The sequence below is a fragment of the Halomonas aestuarii genome (assembly GCF_001886615.1).
GTDB classification, from domain to species: Bacteria; Pseudomonadota; Gammaproteobacteria; order Pseudomonadales; family Halomonadaceae; genus Halomonas; species Halomonas aestuarii.
This window is the reverse complement of sequence record NZ_CP018139.1, coordinates 2,800,536-2,814,445: the sequence shown is the minus strand read 5'-3', so window position 1 is coordinate 2,814,445 and position 13,910 is coordinate 2,800,536. Positions and strand designations below refer to the sequence as shown.

At 67.0% G+C, this 13,910-nt stretch carries 14 protein-coding genes and 6 tRNA genes; 7 read left to right on the top strand and 13 right to left on the bottom strand.

The window, feature by feature from the left end; genetic code table 11:
- The 3 genes from BOX17_RS13100 to BOX17_RS13090 form a co-directional block, all read right to left on the bottom strand.
- Positions 1-774 carry an ABC transporter permease gene (locus BOX17_RS13100; RefSeq protein ID WP_071945249.1) on the bottom strand — a complete coding sequence of 258 codons (774 nt, stop codon included), beginning with the start codon at positions 772-774 and terminating at the stop codon, positions 1-3.
- A complete protein-coding gene (locus tag BOX17_RS13095; protein ID WP_071945247.1) occupies positions 771-1,739 on the bottom strand; it encodes an ABC transporter ATP-binding protein in 969 nt (322 codons plus the stop codon). Before BOX17_RS13095 ends, BOX17_RS13100 begins: the two co-directional genes overlap by 4 nt.
- Positions 1,740-1,822: 83 nt before the next feature.
- Entirely contained in the window at positions 1,823-2,254 is a 432-nt protein-coding gene (locus BOX17_RS13090; protein WP_071945245.1) for a MarR family winged helix-turn-helix transcriptional regulator, read from the bottom strand.
- 84 nt (positions 2,255-2,338) lie between these two features.
- On the opposite strand from BOX17_RS13090, the gene BOX17_RS13085 reads away from it, so the two are divergent.
- Positions 2,339-2,905: a YIP1 family protein gene (locus tag BOX17_RS13085; RefSeq protein WP_071945243.1), complete on the top strand. Its 567-nt coding sequence runs from the start codon at positions 2,339-2,341 to the stop codon at positions 2,903-2,905.
- 147 nt (positions 2,906-3,052) lie between these two features.
- Here the strand turns inward: BOX17_RS13085 and BOX17_RS13080 are convergent.
- The 6 genes from BOX17_RS13080 to BOX17_RS13055 all read right to left on the bottom strand — a co-directional run bounded on the left by BOX17_RS13080 (position 3,053) and on the right by BOX17_RS13055 (position 3,793).
- A tRNA-Gly gene (locus BOX17_RS13080) sits at positions 3,053-3,127 on the bottom strand.
- Between the two features lie 25 nt (positions 3,128-3,152).
- Positions 3,153-3,228, bottom strand: a tRNA-Glu gene (locus BOX17_RS13075).
- Positions 3,229-3,320: 92 nt separating this feature from the next.
- Positions 3,321-3,395 (bottom strand) — tRNA-Gly (locus tag BOX17_RS13070).
- Between the two features lie 40 nt (positions 3,396-3,435).
- Positions 3,436-3,511: transfer RNA gene (locus BOX17_RS13065), tRNA-Glu, on the bottom strand.
- Between the two features lie 108 nt (positions 3,512-3,619).
- A tRNA-Gly gene (locus BOX17_RS13060) sits at positions 3,620-3,694 on the bottom strand.
- 23 nt (positions 3,695-3,717) lie between these two features.
- A tRNA-Glu gene (locus BOX17_RS13055) sits at positions 3,718-3,793 on the bottom strand.
- A 193-nt stretch (positions 3,794-3,986) separates the two neighbouring features.
- Here BOX17_RS13055 and msrB point away from each other — a divergent pair.
- From msrB to htpX, 4 genes are all read left to right on the top strand, one after another.
- A complete protein-coding gene (msrB, locus tag BOX17_RS13050) occupies positions 3,987-4,388 on the top strand; it encodes a peptide-methionine (R)-S-oxide reductase MsrB (RefSeq protein ID WP_071945241.1) in 402 nt (133 codons plus the stop codon).
- A 92-nt stretch (positions 4,389-4,480) separates the two neighbouring features.
- The gene (ylqF, locus tag BOX17_RS13045) at positions 4,481-5,437 is read left to right on the top strand and encodes a ribosome biogenesis GTPase YlqF (protein WP_071945239.1); all 957 of its coding nucleotides are present in this window, start codon (positions 4,481-4,483) and stop codon (positions 5,435-5,437) included.
- Positions 5,438-5,504: 67 nt separating this feature from the next.
- Positions 5,505-6,734, top strand: coding sequence for a pyridoxal phosphate-dependent aminotransferase (locus BOX17_RS13040; RefSeq protein ID WP_071945237.1), 1,230 nt, complete (start codon positions 5,505-5,507; stop codon positions 6,732-6,734).
- Positions 6,735-6,851: 117 nt separating this feature from the next.
- Positions 6,852-7,757 (top strand): protease HtpX, encoded by a 906-nt coding sequence (htpX, locus tag BOX17_RS13035; RefSeq protein WP_071945235.1) that lies wholly within the window; start codon positions 6,852-6,854, stop codon positions 7,755-7,757.
- Positions 7,758-7,918: 161 nt separating this feature from the next.
- Here htpX and pdxB read toward each other — a convergent pair whose 3' ends face one another.
- Positions 7,919-9,103 carry a 4-phosphoerythronate dehydrogenase PdxB gene (gene pdxB, locus BOX17_RS13030; RefSeq protein ID WP_071945233.1) on the bottom strand — a complete coding sequence of 395 codons (1,185 nt, stop codon included), beginning with the start codon at positions 9,101-9,103 and terminating at the stop codon, positions 7,919-7,921.
- A gap of 115 nt (positions 9,104-9,218) precedes the next feature.
- Between pdxB and BOX17_RS13025 the strand changes: the two genes are divergently transcribed.
- Positions 9,219-9,500, top strand: a complete 282-nt coding sequence (locus BOX17_RS13025) for a hypothetical protein (protein ID WP_071945231.1) — start codon at positions 9,219-9,221, stop codon at positions 9,498-9,500.
- A gap of 24 nt (positions 9,501-9,524) precedes the next feature.
- Here BOX17_RS13025 and BOX17_RS13020 read toward each other — a convergent pair whose 3' ends face one another.
- Together BOX17_RS13020 and rlmKL are read right to left on the bottom strand one after the other, a co-directional pair.
- A complete protein-coding gene (locus tag BOX17_RS13020) occupies positions 9,525-9,872 on the bottom strand; it encodes a glutaredoxin family protein (protein ID WP_071945229.1) in 348 nt (115 codons plus the stop codon).
- Entirely contained in the window at positions 9,869-12,091 is a 2,223-nt protein-coding gene (gene rlmKL, locus BOX17_RS13015) for a bifunctional 23S rRNA (guanine(2069)-N(7))-methyltransferase RlmK/23S rRNA (guanine(2445)-N(2))-methyltransferase RlmL (protein ID WP_071945227.1), read from the bottom strand. The genes BOX17_RS13020 and rlmKL overlap by 4 nt, the downstream gene beginning before the upstream one ends.
- Positions 12,092-12,353: 262 nt before the next feature.
- On the opposite strand from rlmKL, the gene rmf reads away from it, so the two are divergent.
- Positions 12,354-12,560, top strand: coding sequence for a ribosome modulation factor (gene rmf / locus BOX17_RS13010; RefSeq protein WP_071945223.1), 207 nt, complete (start codon positions 12,354-12,356; stop codon positions 12,558-12,560).
- Between the two features lie 94 nt (positions 12,561-12,654).
- Here rmf and BOX17_RS13005 read toward each other — a convergent pair whose 3' ends face one another.
- Positions 12,655-13,680, bottom strand: coding sequence for a quinone-dependent dihydroorotate dehydrogenase (locus tag BOX17_RS13005; RefSeq protein WP_071945221.1), 1,026 nt, complete (start codon positions 13,678-13,680; stop codon positions 12,655-12,657).
- Positions 13,681-13,910 lie beyond the last annotated feature (230 nt).

Sequence of the window (13,910 nt, the reverse complement as noted above, 5' to 3'; positions counted from 1 at the left end):
TCAGCTCCTGATGCCCTTGCCGTTCTCCAGCATCCACAGCGCGACGCCGTAGAGCACGGTGATGAAGGCAAGTATCGCGGCCAGTGCCCAGCCGACCGGAATGTCGGAGACCCCGAGGAAGCCGTAACGGAAGACGTTGACCATGTAGAGGATGGGGTTGAGCATCGAGACGCCCTGCCAGAAGTCCGGCAGCAGCGAGATCGAGTAGAAGACCCCGCCCAGGTAGGTCAGCGGCGTCAGCACGAAGGTCGGCACGATGGAGATGTCGTCGAACTTCTTGCCCAGCAGGGCGTTGATGAAGCCGCCGATGGCAAACAGCGCCGCGGTCAGCACCACCACGAAGACCGTCAGCAGCGGATGGGCCACCTCGATCCGCGTGAAGAAGAGAGACACCCCGGTCACGATCAGGCCCACGCCGAGGCCCCGGGCCATGCCCCCCAGTATGAAGCCGGACAGGATCACCCAGTTGGGCATCGGCGAGACCATCATCTCCTCGATGGAACGCTGGAACTTGTTGGAGAAGAAGCTTGATGCCACGTTGGAGTAGCTGTTGGTGATCACCGCCATCATGATCAGCCCCGGGACGATGAAGTCCATGTAGGTATACCCATCCATCTCGCCGATCCGCGAGCCGATCAGGTTGCCGAAGATGATGAAGTACATGGTCATGGTGATCGACGGCGGCAGCAGGGTCTGTGGCCAGATCCGCGTGAACCGCTTGACCTCCTTGTGCAACAGGGTCCAGAGGGCGATGGCGATCTGCATCGGGTTCATGTGCGCACCTCCCTGCGTGACTTCTGAGGCTCTTCGATCGAGCGGTTGCCCTCCTCCACCATGGAGACGAACATCTCCTCCAGCCGATTGGCACGGTTGCGCATTGACGTCACCTGCATGCCCTGCTCGCTCAGTGCCTCGAAGACGTCATTGAGCCGCTGTCCGCGGTGCACCACCACGGCCAACTGGGCGGTGTCCACCCGAGTGACCTCGAAGCCCTCGACCTCCGGCGCCGCGTCAACGGGATGCGCCAGGTCCAGCAGGAAGGTCTCGGTATCCAGCTCGGCCAGCAGGTCCCGCACGCTGGTGTTACGGATGATCTCGCCGTGGTTGATGATCCCCACGTTGCGACAGAGGCTCTCGGCCTCCTCGAGATAGTGGGTGGTGAGGATGATGGTGGTGCCCTCCTCGCGGTTGATGCGACGCATGTACTCCCACATGCTGCGGCGCAGCTCGATGTCCACGCCGGCGGTGGGCTCGTCGAGGATCAGAAGCTTAGGCCGGTGCATCAGGGCCCGGGCGATCATCAGCCGGCGCTTCATGCCGCCGGAGAGCATGCGGGCGCTGCCGTTGCGCTTGTCCCACAGGCTGAGGTCGCGCAGCAGCTGCTCGGCCCGCGGCAGCGCCTCGCGACGCGACATTCCGTAGTAGCCCGCCTGGGCCAGCACGATGTCGATGACCTTCTCGAACTGATTGAAGTTGAACTCCTGGGGCACCACACCGAGGTGGTACTTGGCCCGGGGGAAGTCGGTGTCGATGTCGATGCCGAAGATCGAGACGCGGCCCGCGGTCTTCTGCACCAGCGAGCAGACCACGCCCAGAGTGGTCGACTTCCCCGCGCCGTTGGGCCCCAGCAGGGCGTAGAAGTCGCCCTGGGCGACGTCGAGGTCGATGCCCTTGAGGGCCTGGAAGCCATTGCCGAAGACCTTGGTCAGGCCACGGATGGACAGTGCCGGTTCGGCCATGTGCGATCCCGTCAGAGAGAGTGGTGAATGCGTGAAATGAAGGCTCGAAAGAACCGCATGAGGTGGGGGCACCCCGGCAAACTTCAAGGCTCATGACCCCAGCCCGGCAGGGAGAACTCCTCCTGCAGGTGGCGCAGCTCGGGCTGGTGCAGCAGGGCGATCCGCTCGGCCAGGAGCGCGCCCCTGGGCAGCAGGTGGACCTCCATGCGCCGCTTGTCATGTCGACCGGGGCGGCGCTCCACCAGCCTGGCCTCCTCGCAGCGCCCGACCAGCGCCACGGTGCCGTGGTGCTTGGCCTGCAGCCGCTCGGCCAGCTCGCCCACCGTGGCCCACTCGCGTCCCGCGAAGCCCTTGAGGTGCAGCAGCAGCTGGTACTGGAGCGGGGTGAGGCCATGCTCGCGGCAGAGATCCTCGCTCTGGCGAAGGAAGCAGCGAAGCCGGTAGCGGAAATGCGAGAGTCGTTCGAAATCCTGCTTGCTCAGTGCCTCGGGGCTGGAACCGGGACAACGGGACATGGCGACTCCTTGACGCACGATGAGGGGGAGACTAATAAATATCATAACATGATATAAAAGTTCGGATTCGACGAGGAGAGAACGATGAATGCCATGACCTTCTTGCGCCTGCCCTTCTCGGGCACCACCGGCTGGAAGGAGCTGCAGAAGCGCCAATTCCCGATCCCGTCGCTCGCCTGGCTGGTGGTCCTGCCGATGTCGCTGCTGCCGCCGCTGATGCTCTACTACGCCGGCACCCATTACGGGAACGACTTCGCCACCGGCTTCGCCGAGCGCCCCTGGCGCTTCATCACCACCATCCTCTTCCTGGCCGAGCTGCTGACGTTCTTCGTCATGGGCTGGCTGATCCATGCGGTGGTCAATGGCCAGGAGGAGCTGTCGATCGACTACCACGACGCCTACCTGCTGGCCGCCATGGCCCCGTTGCCGCTGTGGATGGCCTCCCTGGTGCTGGTCATCCCAAGCCTGCTGCTCAACGCCCTGGTGGTGCTGGCGGCGCTGGGCCTCTCGTGCAGCCTGATCTACCACGGCCTGCAGGGGCTGTGCAGTCGCGATGAAGACGACGTGGTGGCCCTCTCGGCGACCTACACCATCATGGCCACCGGCGTGCTGGCCTGGGGCGTGCTGATGGCCGTGGTCTGGGCATACTGATTGGCCCGCCCGGACAGGATCGGGTGGACAGATAAGACTGGAAACTGCTGGAGCGGGAAACGAGATCGACGGGGCTGCCGTCAGCCGGGCTGGCGCACCAGCTCGTGACACGAGCCTTGGCCTGACCGGGGAGATGCGTAAATCATTTGGAGCGGGAAACGAGATTCGAACTCGCGACCCTCGCCTTGGCAAGGCGATGCTCTACCACTGAGCTATTCCCGCTGATCTGGAGGGCGTGCTGAAGAAGTGGCGTCCCATAGGGGGTTCGAACCCCTGTTACCGCCGTGAAAGGGCGGTGTCCTAGGCCACTAGACGAATGGGACGCATGGAGCGGGAAACGAGATTCGACCGGGCTGGCGTTCCAGCTCGCGACCCTCGCAGGCCCTACTCGTATCCACTCTACCCGAAGGAAGAATGGAGCGGGAAACGAGATTCGAACTCGCGACCCTCGCCTTGGCAAGGCGATGCTCTACCACTGAGCTATTCCCGCCTGGTCTTCTCGCACTGTCTGACAACCGGTTGCCTGGAGGTGGCGTCCCATAGGGGGTTCGAACCCCTGTTACCGCCGTGAAAGGGCGGTGTCCTGGACCACTAGACGAATGGGACGCATGAGCCCTCAAGCCTGGAGCGGGAAACGAGATTCGACTGGGCTGGCAAACCAGCTCGCGACCCTCGCTGACCGTTAGCTCCTACCCAACTCCCCCGCAAGGAAGCTGGAGCGGGAAACGAGATTCGAACTCGCGACCCTCGCCTTGGCAAGGCGATGCTCTACCACTGAGCTATTCCCGCACTCCGGTACCTGATGAGTCGAGTGGCGTCCCATAGGGGGTTCGAACCCCTGTTACCGCCGTGAAAGGGCGGTGTCCTGGACCACTAGACGAATGGGACGCAATGTCTCGCCTCGTCGAGGTGCGGCGAATATTACCCACCGCCCCGAAAGCTGTCAAGCGCGTCTCGCCGGTCGTTGATATCGCGTGACCTTTCGCTCCTGACCACTGGAAATACCCGCCCTGCTTGGTGTCAGAATGGGAGACAGGCGCCGGGTCCGAACCGGCTCCAGGACGCGACGAGGAGAGAGGCCATGCGCAGCAAGATCCAGAAGAGCGACGCCGAGTGGAGAGAGAAGCTGACGCCCGAGCAGTACCGGGTCACCCGCGAGAAAGGCACGGAACCCGCCTTCAGCGGGAAGTACCACGTGAGTGACGAGCACGGCATCTATCATTGCGTCTGCTGCAATGCCCCGCTGTTCGAGAACGAGCACAAGTACGAGGCCGGCTGCGGCTGGCCGAGCTTCGATCGCCCCTTCACGCCACAGTGCGTCGCGGAGCAGACCGACACCAGCCACGGCATGCGGCGCACCGAGGTGACCTGCGCGCGCTGCGATGCCCACCTCGGCCACGTCTTCCCCGACGGCCCGCCGGAGACCACCGGGCTTCGCTACTGCATCAACTCGGTGGCGATCGACTTCCACGCCGGCGAGTAGCTGTTCGGCCCGTCAACGCCCTCCCCTGACACGGCTGCCCATCTGCTATGATGGGCGGCCGTTTTCATTCATGCGCATGCAGGAGAGGCTCGATGCTCGGCTGGTTTCCGGGACACATGAACAAGGCGCGCCGCCAGATCCTCGAGGCGCTGCCGGAGATCGACGTGGTGATCGAGGTCCTCGATGCCCGGCTGCCCTACTCCAGCGCCAACCCCATGCTCGCCGAGCTGACCCGCCACAAGCCGGTGCTCAAGATCCTCTCGCGGGCCGACCTCGCCGACCCCGAGCGGACCCGGGAGTGGACGGCCTTCTTCGATGCCCAGGACGATACCCGGGCCCTGGCGGTGACGACCACCCAGGCGCGGGAGCTGAAGCGTATCCCGAAGCTGTGCCATGAGCTGGCCGGCCAGGTGCGCGCCGATCGCGACGTCCGGGTGATGGTCATGGGCATTCCCAACGTGGGCAAGTCGACCCTGATCAATGGCCTGGCCGGGCGCACGATCGCCAAGACCGGCAACGAGCCCGCGGTGACCAAGCGCCAGCAGAAGGTGCGCATCGGGGGACGCGTGGCGCTGATCGACACCCCCGGGGTGCTATGGCCGAAGATCGAGGACCAGGCCAGTGCCCACCGCCTGGCCGCCAGCGGCGCCATCCGCGACACCGCCATCGACTATGTCGACGTGGCCGTGGTCGCCGCCGCCGAGCTGGCGCGGCGCTACCCTGAGGCGCTCAAGGCGCGCTACAAGCTCAAGGCGCTGCCGGCCTATACGCCCCATCCCGAGGCCGAGCAGGTCGAGGCCGATGGTCCGTCCCGGGTCGACCTGCTCGCCCTGTCCGGCTTCGACGGCCATGCCATCCTCGCCGAGATCGCCGGCAAGCGGGGCGGCCTGCGCCCCGGGGGCGAGGTCGACCTGCACCGCGGCGCCGAGGTGCTTCTCCATGAGCTGCGCGACGGCAAGCTCGGCCGGCTCACCCTGGAGACCCCGGCGGACATCCCGATCGAACCGGCACCGGCCGAGGATGGTGGCGACGACGCCGAACCCGCATAATCGTCGTCGACGAGACGACGCCCGCCACGGCAGAGGCGGCACACGGACATTACTGGATTCAGCGCCCATGGACACCTCCCCGATCAGGAAATCGCACAAGCTCGAAAACGTCTGCTACGACATCCGCGGCCCGGTGCTCGAGCACGCCAAGCGGCTGGAGGAGGAAGGCCAGCGCATCCTCAAGCTCAACATCGGCAATCCCGCGCCGTTCGGCTTCGAGGCACCGGAGGAGATCCTCCAGGACGTGATGCGCAACCTGCCCACCGCCCAGGGATACTGCGACTCCAAGGGGCTCTACTCGGCGCGCAAGGCGATCATGCAGGAGTGCCAGCGCAAGGAGATCCCCGGCGTCGGCATCGAGGACATCTACATCGGCAACGGCGTGTCGGAGCTGATCACGATGTCGCTGCAGGCCCTGCTCAACGACGGCGACGAGGTGCTGATCCCGGCGCCGGACTACCCACTGTGGACCGCCGCGGCCAATCTCTCGGGCGGCCACGCCGTGCACTACCTGTGCGACGAGCAGGCCGACTGGGCCCCGGACCTGAGCGACATCCGCGCCAAGGTCACCGCCCATACCCGCGCCATCGTGATCATCAACCCCAACAACCCCACCGGCGCCGTCTACCCGCCGGCGGTGGTGCGCGAGCTGCTGGAGATCGCCCGGGAGCACGACCTGGTGGTGTTCTCCGACGAGATCTACGACAAGATCCTCTACGATGGCGTCGAGCACGTCTCCACCGGGGCGCTGGCCGGCGAGGACCAGCTCGTGGTGACCATGAACGGGCTCTCCAAGAGCTACCGCTGCGCCGGCTTCCGTTCCGGCTGGATGATCCTCTCCGGGAACATCGCCAAGCAGCGCGCCGCCGACTTCATCCAGGGGCTGACCATGCTGGCCTCGATGCGCCTGTGCGCCAATGTCCCGGCCCAGCACGCCATCCAGACAGCGTTGGGGGGCTACCAGTCGATCAACGACCTCATCCTGCCCGGGGGACGCCTGCTCGCACAGCGCGACATCACCGTCGAGAAGCTCAATGCCATTCCCGGCGTGAGCTGCACCCGACCCAAGGGGGCGCTATACGCCTTCCCGCGGCTCGACCCCAAGGTCTTCAACATCCGCGACGACCAGCAGCTGGTGCTCGACCTGCTGCTGCAGGAGAAGATCCTGCTGGTGCAGGGCACCGCCTTCAACTGGCCCGACCCCGACCACGTGCGCATCGTCACCCTGCCCTGGGCCGACCAGCTCGAGGATGCCCTGGACCGCTTCGCCCGCTTCCTGTCGCGCTATCGCCAGTAGCCCGGCGAGAGCGTTGGCTCGCCGATTGAAACCCGGCGGGCCAGCCCGTATCTAAGCAACTGCTTGTCCAAGCCGCGCATTGCGGCGCCCCTTCCTGACGACTGGAGAGTTCCGGCAATGATGAGAATCCTGCTGTTCCTGGGCACGAACCTGGCGGTGATCGTGGTGGCCAGCATCACCCTGCGACTGCTGGGGGTGGAGGGCTACCTGACCGAGCAGGGCATGAACTTCAATGCCCTGCTGATCTTCTGCTTCATCTTCGGCATGGCAGGCTCGATGGTCTCGCTGTTCATCTCCAAGTGGATGGCCAAGCGCAGCACCGGCACCGTGATCATCGAATCCCCGTCCAACAGCACCGAGAAGTGGCTGGTCGATACCGTGGCGGAACTGGCCCGCGACGCCGGCATCAAGACCCCCGAGGTGGGCATCTTCCCGGCCCAGCAGTCCAACGCCTTTGCCACCGGCTGGAACAAGGACGATGCCCTGGTGGCGGTCTCCGCCGGCCTGCTCAACCGCATGCGCCCGGAGGAGGTGCGCGCGGTGCTGGCCCACGAGATCGGCCACGTGGCCAACGGCGACATGGTCACCCTGGCGCTGATCCAGGGGGTGCTCAATACCTTCGTGATGTTCTTCGCCCGGGTGGTCGCTCACCTGGTGGATGGCTTCCTGAAGAGCCGCAGCGACGGCGAGGGGGGGCTCGGTTTCATGGGCTACTTCGCGGTGGTGATCGTCGCCGAGATCGTCTTCGGGGTGATCGCCTCGGCCATCGTCGCCTGGTTCTCGCGCTTCCGGGAGTATCGTGCGGACAGTGCCGGCGCGCACCTCGCAGGCAGCGGCGCCATGATCAACGCCCTGGCCCGCCTCAAGGCCGAGACCGAGATGCCGGACCAGATGCCGGACACCCTTCGCGCCATGGCCATCACCAAGGGCCAGACGCGCTCCCTGATGGAGCGGCTCTTCGCCAGCCACCCCCCGCTGGATGACCGCATCCGCGCGCTGAAGGAGGCGGCCTACCGCCAGTAACCCCGGCCTTCGGAGGGTTGCGAAAAGAGAGTCCCGGATCGAAAGCCCGGCATCGATCGCCCTGAAAAGAACGCCCTGTAACGACCGCCCTGGAGCGATCGTCCTGAAAATCAGCAGGCCCGCCATACGGCGGGCCTGCTGCGTTGAGGGCCCCGAGGCCCTCAGGCCATGTCGACCCGGAACCCGGCGCCGGCCAGCAGGGCCGCCCACTCCCGGGCCCCCTCGCGCAGCCCGATCTCGAGGGTGGCGAACTCCCGGCGCAGCGGATAGCGGGCCCGGCAGTCGTCGAAGCCCTTCGCCATGCCCTGGCGGCGTGCCTCGCGATGCAGGCTGTCATGGTCGCGTCGCGTGTCATGGACGACGCGCATGCACAGGCGCAGCGCCTCCTCGGGTGAGAGGCCACTGTCCAGGACGAGACGCGCCACGGGAGGCGGCGGCGCCAGGTCATCCATCGTCAGGCGAGCCGGCAGGCCGACATGGTGGGCCAGGGCGCGATAGATCTGGTGGGTGCCCCGCAGCTTGCCGTCCAGGCTGTAACCGGCGACGTGCGGCGTGGCGATCTCGGCGAGATCCGCCAGGGCGGCGTCGATGGCGGGTTCGTGCTCCCAGACGTCGAGCACCGCCGTGAGGTCGCCCTGCCCCGCCAGGCGCTGGCGCAGGGCCCGGCCATCCACGCAGTCGCCGCGACCGGCATTGAGCAGCACCGTGCCCGGCGCCAGGGCCGCGATGCGCTGGGCATCGAGCAGGTGGTGCGTGGCATGGGGACCCTCTCTCACCAGCGGCGTATGCAGGCACAGCACGTCGCACTCGTCGATCAGGGTGTCCAGGTCATGGAAGCCGGGCAGCCCCTCGGGGCCTTCCGCCTCGATGCTCTCTGCTTCAACCCTGGGCGGGTCGCAGGCCAGGCAGTCGATGCTCATGGCGGTGAGTCGCCCCAGCAGCCGCCCGCCCACATTGCCCACGCCGACGATGCCGACCCGCCGCTCGGCGAGTCGCCACCCCTGGCGCTCGGCCAGGGTCGAGAGGCTCGCCAGCACGTAGTCGACCACCGCCTCGGCGTTGCAGCCGGGAGCGCTGGAAAAACCGATGCCGTGGTCGGCGAGGGCCTGTTCGTCCACGTGGTCGGTGCCGATGGTGCAGGTGCCGACGAAGCGCAGGGGCGAGCCAATCGCCCTGGCCTCGGCGATCAGGGACGCATCGACTTGGGTGATGGAGCGCACCACCAGGGCATCGGCATCGCGCACCGTGGCCGCCTCGATCTCTCGCCCCGGCACGCGGACCACCTCGCCCAGTTCCCCGAGGCAGGCCTCGGCGGCGGGGACATTGGCATCGACGACGATTTTCATGGCGGTCTCCTGACTTCCGGGATGATGTGACTTGTTCAGTGTGCCCAAGCCCTTACAATACCGCCACAGGCCACACCGGGCGGCGCCGACGCCGCCCTCCACCTCGGGAGCTGCCGTGATCGTCCGCTGGGAAACCGACCATGACTATGTGCTGGTGCATGTCCATCAGGACATGTTCGGCGACTGGATCTTCAGCCGCGCCTGGGGGCAGATCGGCACCCAGTTCGGCGGCCTGAAGCATCGCCTGGCCGACGACCATGCCCAGACGATGATGTGGCTGGCCGACGAGACCACCATCCTGTCCTCGCGCGGCTTCCGCAAGGTGCTGGAGGTGGAGGACGAGAGCGCCGAGGGGCGTGACGCCGTCAGCCAGCTGTCGCTGCTGGACTCGCTCTAGGGGCCGAGGGCCGGCCGAAGACCGTCAGCCCAGATAGCGCCGCCCCCCGCGCAGGGTCGCCCCCTTCACCGCCTCGGGCGGCGTTTCACTACTCCGCTGCTGCTGCAGCCGCTGCCAGGCGGCCTCGTCGAGCCAGCCCCGCTCCGCCAGCCAGGCGGCCAGGCGATCGGGTTCCATGCCGCGGTCCAGTTCCACGCCCGCTTCATCCACCAGGACCGGGATGCGCACCCCGTAGCGCTCGACCAGGGCGTCATCGTCGCTGATCTCGACCCTGTCCAGCCGGTACGGGGTGGCACAGAGGGTCACCAGCAACGCTTCGAGCTGCTCGCAGAGATGGCAGCCCAGGGTGGTGTAGAGCCTCAGTCGGGTCATGCGCCCTCCCGATGGCGGATCAGGAACACATGGTGCAGGTCAGGGTTCCTCGAGAAATCGGGGTCGAAGGTGCGCGACGAGATATCCTCGACCGCATACTGCTCGGCCAGATCCGCATCCATCTTGAAGCGCCGCTGGTTGTTGGAGAATACCAGGGTCCCGCCCGGCGCCAGGCGCGCCATGGTGAGGCGCACCAGCCGACCGTGGTCGCGCTGCACATCCAGGGTATCGGCCATCTTCTTCGAGTTGGAGAAGGTCGGCGGGTCCAGGAAGATCAGGTCGAACTCGCCGCCGGCGGTCTCCAGCCAGCGCAGGCAGTCGTCGCGCACCACCCGGTGGCGGCTCGGGTCGAGGCGGTTGAGGGCGAAGTTGTCCCGCGCCCACTCCAGGTAGGTATTGGACAGATCGACGCTCACGCTCTCGCTGGCGCCGCCGGCCGTCGCCGTGCCCTCTTTCTGTGACCCCAGGGCCGCCTGCACCGTGGCGGCGCCGGTGTAGCAGAAGAGGTTGAGGAAACGCTTGCCGGCAGCCATCTCGCCGAGCATGCGACGCACCGGTCGATGGTCGAGGAAGAGGCCGGTGTCCAGGTAGTCGCGCAGGTTGACCCACAGCCGGGCCCGCCCCTCGCGCACCTCGAAACGCTCGCCGCTGGCCGCCTGCTTGCGATACTGCTCCTTGCCGCTCTGTCGCTCACGGCGCTTGACCACCACGTGCCTGGGGTCGACGCCGAGCACCTCGGGAATCACACCCAGCGCCTCATGAAGCCGCTTCTGGGCCTGGGCGGCATCCACGGAGCGGGGCGGCGCATACTCCTGGACATGCACCCGGGCGCCGTAGAGGTCGATGGCCAGGGCGTATTCGGGCATGTCGGCATCGTAGAGCCGGTAGCAGCTCTCGCCGCTCTTCTTGAGCCACTTCTTCAACCGCTTGCGGTTCTTCTCCAGGCGATTGGCGAACATCTGCGCCCCCTCGGAGCGCGCGGGGGGCGCCTCTCCGGCGGTTTCGTCACCGCTCGCCGGGGCCTCGCCCGCCTCGGGAATCGCCATCAGCAGCAACCGGGCATCCAGGGGACCGTTCTTCAGCGAATAGTGCTTGTGGGCCCGCAGCCCGATGCGGTGCCCGAGGTCCGGGTTGGCGGTGAAGACCGCCAGTTGCCAGCCCGGGAAGGCCACCCTGACCCGGTCCCCGAGCTGACCATAGAGCTGCACCAGCTCCGGCAGCTCCCCCAGACGCTCGCCATAGGGAGGGTTGGTCATCACCAGTCCCCGGGGCGACTCGGGCAAGCCTTCGGGGCGCCTGAGACCGGTGAGGGAGGCCCCCGTCAGCTCGATCAGCGCCGGCACCCCGGCGCGCATGGCGTTGGCCTTCGCCGCCGCCAGCGCCGGAGGGCTCTCGTCGAAGCCGAACAGCCGTGAGCGGCAGCGCTTTCGCCCGATGCTGGCTCGCGCCTCGGCCTCGCGCCTGAGCTCGCGCCAGCAGCGCTCGTCGTGGCCGGCCCAGCCATGGAAGCCGAAGCGCTCGCGGGCCAGTCCCGGCGCAATGTCGGCGGCCATCAGGGCGGCCTCGATCAGCAGGGTGCCGGCACCGCACAGCGGGTCGACCAGCGGCGCTCCTTCCTTCGCCAGCGCCGGCCAGCCGGCGCGCACCAGCAGGGCGGCGGCCAGGTTCTCCTTGAGCGGGGCATGGCCGACGTCGCGTCGGTAGCCTCGGCGATGCAGGCTGTCGCCGGAGAGGTCCACCCCCAGCGTCAGCCGGCCACGGTGCAGGTTGGCGTAGAGGCGCAGGTCCGGGTGTCGGGTGTCGATGTCGGGCCGCGGTCGTCCCTCGGCGTGGAGGCGGTCCACCACCCCGTCCTTGACGGTCTGGGCGCCGAAGCGGGTGTGGCGGATCGCCTCGGAGCGACCGTGGAAGTCCACGGCCAGGGTCGCGCCGGGCGCGAGATGGTCTCGCCAGTCGATGGCCGCGGAGGCCGCGCGCAGCGCCTCGGGGGTCTCGATACCCTCCTGCTGGGCCAGGCAGAGCACCACCCGGTTGGCCAGGCGCGACCAGAGACAGGCCCGGTAGGCGGTCTCGAGGCTGGCCCGGAAGTACACCCCGGCCACCGTGGTCTTGCCGGGCGTGGCGCCATGGGCGGCCAGCTCGTCGGCCAGCAGCAGCTCGATACCCTTGGGGCAGGTAGCCAGGAAGTGTCGTGAGTCAGGGGATTGCAGTTCAGTCATGGAATATCCGTCGGCGCGGCGCCTGGCCGGGGTGGTGGCGTCACGGTCAGGTGAACGCCTTGTTACAATTCATCAGTCGACAATCGTCGTCGTCTTGGGCTATCAATGTCTGAGTAGCTACTGAATGACGCATGCGTTCCTGTCAGCGGGTTTCTCGTCTTTGTGCCGCAAGGAGTTGCCGCAAAGACCGATGTTGCCCGGGCAACACGAATCCGGTCGCAAGACCGGGTTCACATCGGTACCTTCATCAAGAGGTAGTCCAATGAAACGACAGAAACGTGATCGCTTCCAGCGTGCCTATGTTCATGGGTACAAGGCGGGTCTCTCAGGTCGTTCCCGCGATGAGTGTCCCAGTCAGGATATCAATCTACGCGAGTACTGGATGAGCGGTTGGCGTGAAGGTCGTGGGGATCAATGGTCCGGCATGACGGGTGTCTCCGGCATTCACAAGAACCCCATGGTGATGTGACCCCGCATCTACCGGGTCAGGTAACCCATCGTCAGAGGTGATGACGAACCTATCAAGCCCATGGCACCGCCGTGGGCTTTTTGCTGCCGGACCATCAGGCATCGGCCGCATGGGCGCGCAGCGCCCGGGCGCACTCTCCCACCAGGCCGGGCCCGCGATAGATGAAGCCCGAATAGAGCTGCACCAGGTCGGCCCCGGCCGCCACCTTGGCCACCGCCGCCTCCCCGCTGTCGATGCCGCCCACGCCGATGATCGGCATGTCGGGCAGGCGACGGCGCAGCTCGCGGACCACCCTGTTCGAGGGCTCGAAGACCGGTCGCCCGGAGAGCCCGCCCTGCTCGTCGGCATGCTCGAGCCCTGCCACCGCCTCCCGGGAGACCGTGGTGTTGGTGGCGATCACCGCGTCGATGGCATTGGCCTCGAGGGTGCGGGCCACCAGCCCGACCTCGTCGGCGGTCATGTCCGGCGCGATCTTCACCGCCAGGGGCACGCGGCGACCGGCCTGGCGATCGAGCCGTCGCCCCTCCTCGCGCAGGGCCCCGAGCAGCGCATCGAGATGCTCGCCGAACTGCAGGTTGCGCAGCCCCGGCGTGTTGGGCGAGGAGATGTTCACCGTGATGTAGTGCGCGTGGGCGTGCACCTTGCCCAGGCAGGTCAGGTAGTCGTCCACCGCCTGCTCCACCGGGGTGGTGAGGTTCTTGCCGATGTTGATGCCGATCACGCCGTCGTAACGGCTCGCCCGGACCCGCGCCACGAGGTGATCCACCCCGGCGTTGTTGAAGCCCATCCGGTTGATGATGGCGCCCTGCTCCGGCAGCCGGAACAGCCGAGGCCTCGGATTGCCGTCCTGGGGCCTGGGCGTCACGGTGCCCACCTCCACGAAGCCGAACCCCAGCGCCCCCAGGGCGTCGAGATGATCGGCGTTCTTGTCGAGCCCGGCGGCCAGGCCGACCCGATTGGGAAAGCGCAGCCCCATCAGCTCCACCGGGTCCTCGACCCGGCCACCACCCAGCCGCGGCGCCAGCCCAAGGCGGCCGGCCAGGTCCAGGCCGGAGAGCGCCACGCCGTGGGCGGTCTCTGCGTCGAGACGGAACAGCAGCGAACGGGCAAGCGAGTACATGGCGGCTCCTGGTGGTGAGGCCCCGAGGCGATGGCAAGTCGCACGGCGGCAAGCGGGCGAGAGTATACCAGCCCCCTCGTCGCGAGACGACGCGCCCAGGTCGGCGGGTTGAGGGGATGCACCCGCTCGCCGACGGCTCCATCATCCGCTCCATTTATGCTCTACTGGGGCCTTCGACGAGCCCCATCCCAGGACACGGCGAGGCGGACGCCACGCCACGATGAACCCTT